6 protein-coding genes are annotated in these 5,909 nt (G+C 41.0%); 4 read left to right on the forward strand and 2 right to left on the reverse strand.

The genetic code is table 11. The features are described from left to right. Positions 1–135 precede the first annotated feature (135 nt). Positions 136–441 carry a high-potential iron-sulfur protein gene (locus AOC28_RS11195; protein ID WP_072584062.1) on the reverse strand — a complete coding sequence of 102 codons (306 nt, stop codon included), beginning with the start codon at positions 439–441 and terminating at the stop codon, positions 136–138. 172 nt (positions 442–613) lie between these two features. Here AOC28_RS11195 and AOC28_RS11200 point away from each other — a divergent pair, with 172 nt between their 5' ends. Then, the gene (locus AOC28_RS11200) at positions 614–967 is read left to right on the forward strand and encodes a hypothetical protein (RefSeq protein WP_072584063.1); all 354 of its coding nucleotides are present in this window, start codon (positions 614–616) and stop codon (positions 965–967) included. A gap of 160 nt (positions 968–1,127) precedes the next feature. Beyond that, on the forward strand, positions 1,128–1,574 hold the full coding sequence (locus tag AOC28_RS11205) for a phosphate-starvation-inducible PsiE family protein (RefSeq protein ID WP_072584064.1): 447 nt from the start codon (positions 1,128–1,130) through the stop codon (positions 1,572–1,574). Between the two features lie 568 nt (positions 1,575–2,142). Here the strand turns inward: AOC28_RS11205 and AOC28_RS11210 are convergent. Continuing rightward, the gene (locus tag AOC28_RS11210; protein ID WP_083564309.1) at positions 2,143–3,456 is read right to left on the reverse strand and encodes a serine hydrolase domain-containing protein; all 1,314 of its coding nucleotides are present in this window, start codon (positions 3,454–3,456) and stop codon (positions 2,143–2,145) included. 231 nt (positions 3,457–3,687) lie between these two features. Between AOC28_RS11210 and AOC28_RS11215 the strand changes: the two genes are divergently transcribed. Beyond that, positions 3,688–4,761 carry an esterase gene (locus AOC28_RS11215; protein ID WP_072584065.1) on the forward strand — a complete coding sequence of 358 codons (1,074 nt, stop codon included), beginning with the start codon at positions 3,688–3,690 and terminating at the stop codon, positions 4,759–4,761. A 25-nt stretch (positions 4,762–4,786) separates the two neighbouring features. Further along, positions 4,787–5,909: amidohydrolase/deacetylase family metallohydrolase (locus AOC28_RS11220; protein WP_072584066.1), on the forward strand; the 1,123-nt coding region annotated here is incomplete at its 3' end.

The raw sequence follows: 5,909 nt of genomic DNA on the forward strand, positions 1-5,909 counted from the left end.
AAAATCGCCCACATGGGGCGAAAAGTTGGAAAAATAGGGACTTCAAAATTCATTCTAAGATTTATTGGCATAAAGTCAATAACCTTGCATTCAGAGATATGTGCACCCCTTTAATGAGGCCAGCAAAGGCTTGACCTATGCTTTTTTATTGTATGCAGAGCACCAGCCCTTAATAGACACTTGCTTTCCAGGATACAAAGGGCAACCGCCAGTTGCTGCAGCGCCACCTTGATAAAGAGCGCAGTTTCCACAAGCCTGTGGAGCGGCATACTTTGGAAATTTAGCCTTATCCACCTTAGATGCGTCTGGATTGTAGCCAAGTGCAGCAGCCTGAGGATCAGCAGGAGAGAGCATTGCCTGGGCTTGAGCATGCTTATTTAAAGCTAATGCCGTAACGCCAGCAATAGATATTGTCATAAAAGTACGCCTAGTAGTTTTCATCTTGACTCCTATCGTGTTTAACATGAATATATCACTACGGTTTGATCATATATCAAGTAAATATAAATGCCAATATCGCCAGCTTAGCAATTTAGGCTCAATTAGAAATTTAAACCACGGTAATAAAAAGAATAGATGGCATTAAATTAATCAGTATCTAGTAAGGCTCAAAATGGCACTACAAACATTACATACAATCACAGTTGATGATTTGGCGTTTACTAATCCTGCGCTACATGCTCAGTATGTCATCTTAGTAACGAAGTTAATAGATAAGCTTAGAGAATTGAGTAAGCAAAATAGCTCCATTGCTACGTCCTCAGGTTTGACGGAAAAATATGACACAAATTCGAATGAGGCTTATCTGGATTTAATTCTTTCCAATGAGAGGGACAGTTTTAGCGCGCGAATTTATATTCATCAACTGAAATATTTTCTTGTTGAAGTAAATGGTATAGGTAAATTAGCGAATACGGCCGAGGATGTTCTAAATATTGCTGACGAGGGGCTTTCTAAGATATTCTAGTAAAAAAATAATCCTTTCATCCATGTAAGCTTCAAGTGGTTTCTGTACGAAATCAGAAGTTTGATAGAAATCGCCGAATCTAGAGGATCTAATGCTCTTTTGTTTTTTTAATTCTCAGAATAGAATTAATCAAATAGCATAGAAAACTACCAAAATAAATATGTCACCCAAGCCAACAAATAAAAGTTCTAAGCATGAAATCGCCTTGGAGAAAATCTCTGACCCTATTGGGAATTTATTTGTCTCTTTATTTCATCGTATTGCATTGTTTGGAATTGGGGCTGCAACAGTATGGTCAGGGGTTCATACTTTTTTAGGGATAATCAACAAGGGTACCGCTTCTATTGAAGATCTTTTATTGCTATTTATTTTTTTAGAAATTGGTGCAATGGTCGGAATTTACTTTAAGACCAATCACATGCCAGTAAGATTCTTAATTTACGTTGCCATAACTGCAGTGACAAGACTGATTATTGATTTAGCAAATACAAAGCATGAGGCTGATGTGCAAATCTTAATTCTAGGAGTCACAATCCTAATTTTGGCCCTTGCAAATGCCCTAGTTCGCTATGCCTCGAGCAGATTTCCAGCAAACTCCAGCGATTAATATTAATCTCTAGCTCAGGGGGGGGTTGTGCTCAGTAATTGTTTGCTGTCACAAACCTTGGTCACTAAAGGGCCTAATTTTTAGCCTATTTCTAAAAATTTAGAGCTGAAAAAAATAACGCTAAAAGTGATATTGTTGAAAAAATAGCAATAAAAATAGCACCAAATATAAAATATATTTTTGCTAATTTATCTCTGATTTCAATTGCCCTGTTGTTCACTGGTTACCCTTTATTTAGTAAGATATTGACCTAGATGATTGCATTTAAACACATCTTTTAAATTCATCAATGCTTAAACTTGCGCTTAGTGATAGCCAGGTCAATTAAAGTCTTATACTCTGCGGGTGGTCAGTGTCGGTATGTAAGCAAATGTGTAAGCAAATTCGTGGATTTATAGGAAGTGATCTCTCGGTCTTTGGTTTTCCAAACCACAGGATTTTTGGAGCAACCATCTAGTACTTCGTTGCTCCAAAGAATTTTTTATGAATTAATAAGCGTTACTTTAAGTAACGCTCAAAAGACAAAACCCCCACCATTGCTGATGAGGGTTTTATATAAAAGCTTAAGTTACTTAATAACGGCAGATGAAACGAGCTGCTTGATCATCCGACGGTAGTAAGGACGAATAGGGCCTGGAACTTGACTCATGACTACCACTGCTAATTGCTCTTTTGGATCAATCCAGAAGAAAGTACCTGCAGCGCCAGCCCACATATATTCACCTGGAGAGCCATCAACAGATGCTAGACCCTGACCTTGGCGAACCATAAAGCCCAGACCAAAGGTGTAGCCATCAACACCCATCAGCAATTGACCGGGCGAAAGCGGAACGGTTGTTCTATTACCCAGCATATCTGATGCCATCAAATTAACTGTCATGGGCGACAAAATTCTTTGACCATTTAATTCGCCACCGTTAAGCATCATGCTAGCAAAGTTCAGATAGTCGCCAGCAGTACCCGCTGCTCCTGCGCCACCAGAGTCATTGTTTGGCTTGATGGTGACATCCAACAATTTAATTGGAGCCTTATTAAATGGGTCCGTAGCAAAAGGCTCAGCAATACGTGACTTCTTATCCGCAGGGACAGAAAATGCAGTGTCCTTCATCTGCAAAGGTGTAAATACACGATCCTGTAAAAAATCACCTAAACGCTTTCCAGAAACAACCTCAACCACACGACCCAATAAGTCCACCGACATGCCATATTCCCAATTAGTACCAGGCTGCGTACTTAAAGGCGCCTTTGCAATACCCGCAATCATTTCCTGTGGGGTTACACGACGTTGATCATAGTCAGTACCGCCTGCCACATAAAGACCAGCATCCGTATATGCCTTCTTGATATTGGGATTGGAAGTAATTTCTGGGTAGCCAATTCCTGATGTGTGGCGCAATAGATCCTGTACGGTGATTGGCTTTGCTGCAGGCACTAAGGAGTATTCCATATTGCCACCACTATCTTTTGTTCCTACGCTAACTTGCATATTGGCAAACTCAGGCATGAACTTAGAGATTGGATCGGCCAACTGCATCTTACCTTCCCCTACCAAGATCATAGCGGCAACTGAAGCAAGCGGCTTAGTCATTGAGTAAATTCGGAAAATTGAATCCTTACTCATTGCCTTATTGGCGCTTTTATCTTGATACCCCACAACCTCGGAGTAAACCAACTTCCCCTTGCGATTGATCATCACGACTGCACCTGGAATATTGCCCTTATCGACTTCAGCCTGCAAGGAAGCCTTTACATTTTTTAATCTCGCAGATGACATGCCAACATCCTCAGGCTTTGCTGTTGGAATGTTTTGTGCAATCGCTAAGCTGCTAATGAAAAAGCTTGCTACAAGTAACTTATTAATTAGATTTTTTTGATATCGCATATCGGTCTCCTTGTTGTATTAATTTTGAACAAGAATAGCATGTAGTATTTTTTAACCCCAGCATAAATTTAATGCAGCGCACAAAAATATCCGGTTACCAATTCAATGGATAAACTAGTACTAACCCCAAACCCTCTGACGTGCTATATCGTAATAACGCGAAGAAAAAATATAAGGATGTTTCAGATATAGGAACCATTCAATTAAGTTAAAACTAAAAAAGGAGATTTAATGAAGATCAATGTATATGTGACACGTTTCTTAATACTAATAGCGAGCGCTTGTATTGCACAGTCCGCATTTTCCCAAAACTACCCAATAACACCCCTTTCAGAATCAGCTCTAAAAGCACCGCTCATTATTAACAAGCAGGGAAGCTTCTTTGTTGGCGGTCAAGATGTCACATCTGATACCCTATCAACCATGCCAGCCTTTGGCTCCAAAGGAACGATCACTCTAGATCAGATGTATGTGGCATATCAAATTCCCGTTAAAGCCAAGTCGACCTCCATCGTCCTGATACATGGTTGCTGCCTAACAGGCAAGACCTGGGAATCAACTCCAGATAATCGCATGGGGTGGAACGAATACTTTGTCCGCAGGGGCTTTCCAACCTATGTCATTGATCAAGTTGGACGTGGCCGCTCTGCAGTCAATTCTGCCTCTCAAATCAATGCGGTTAAAACCAATCAAGTGCCACCTGAAAAATTGCCGACTGTAATTGCCGCTAGCCATGAGGGCGCCTGGCAAATCTTTCGCTTTGGTGCTGAATATCCAAAGACGTTTGAGAACCAAAGATTTCCCATTGCCGCACAAAAAGGCCTTTGGCAACAGATGGTAGCCGACTGGTACTATGGCCTCGAGGAACCCAACGCTACACCAATAGCATTGTCAACGCTATCAAAAGAGCTCAAAAAAACTGTGTTGATAAGCCATTCACAATCTGGTATTTTTCCATTTAATTCTGCCAAAATTAGTAACGAAGGTATTGCAGGTATCATTTCTATTGAGCCGGCAGCATGTCCCTCAGCAGATTCTGATTTAACGCCTTACTTAAAAATACCCTCACTGGTCATGTTTGGGGATTTTGTTGAGTTATCAACTAGATGGGCTCCGCGATTAAAAGCTTGCCGAGAATTTGTTACTAAAGTCAATGCGCAAGGCGGCAAAGCTGAATTACTCGTGCTACCCGAAATCGGCATAAAAGGAAATACGCATATGTTGATGCAAGATAATAATTCAATTGAGCTGGCTTCATTACTGAGTACTTGGATTGAAAAGCATGTTACTTCAAAGAATCGGTAAATTTAAATTGTCATAGGAGTTGATAATGAATCCAAAGCGCCGTAGCGCCCTGCAAAATATTTTAGGCATTGCTTCTGCACCCTTGTTAATTAATCCAATCGATTCATTTGGGCAGCAAGGCCTTGGCCCCATAGATGGGTATGACTTGATAATTACTGGCGGCAGAGTCATTGATCCCTCCCAAAAATTCGACCAAATTGCTGATATTGGAATACGTAATCAAAAAATTGTTGAAATCAAACCTCAGCTGACTAAAAAATCAGCGCAAACCATCAATGCAAGCGGCAAAATCATCACACCAGGACTAATTGACCTTCATGCACATTGCTACCCTCAAGTATCTGCAATAGGATTACCGGCAGATGAATTGGTTTATCTTACTGGGACAACAACCTTTGTTGATGCAGGTGATGCAGGCGCAAATAATTTTTCAGCTTTTAAACATTACATTGCAGCACAGGCAAGAAGTCGTATGTACGCCTTTCTCCATATTTCATCAATTGGACTTGCGGGATTTCCTGTTGGCGAAATGAAGAATATGGAGTATGCAAATATTGATCTAGCAGCCCGAACACTCAATGAAAATACTGACATCCTGTTAGGAATCAAAGTTAGAGAATCTCTTGATGTTGTTGGGGAAAATGGCATCGAACCTCTTCGCAGGGCCGTTCTTGCTGCAGAGCGCTCTGGAGTCAAGGGAGCTAGAGTCATGTGCCATATTGGAAATGCGCCTGGAGACTTAAGCGTCTTACTTGATACTCTACGACCTGGTGATATTTTGACGCACGCATACAGCGGCGCCGGCAACAATACGGTACAAAATGGCAAGCTCATTGCTGCAGCATTGGAGGCCAAGAAGCGAGGCGTCATTATTGATGTTGGTCATGGTGGCGGAAGCTTCGATTTCACTATCGCTGAGCCAGCAATACAGCAAGGCCTAATCCCAAACACTATTTCAAGCGATCTTCATGCCTATAGCGGTAACTCCCCTAGTATTCCCTATCTTCCGAATGTGATGAGCAAGTTTTTGACTCTTGGATTTACTATAAATGAAGTTATTGCCATGACAACGAGTCACCCAGGGAAAATCATCAATCGAGATCCATTATTAGGAACACTTAAAAATGGAGCGAGTGCTGATATTACGA

The sequence above is a fragment of the Polynucleobacter sp. MWH-Adler-W8 genome, from assembly GCF_001889925.1.
Classification (GTDB): Bacteria; Pseudomonadota; Gammaproteobacteria; order Burkholderiales; family Burkholderiaceae; genus Polynucleobacter.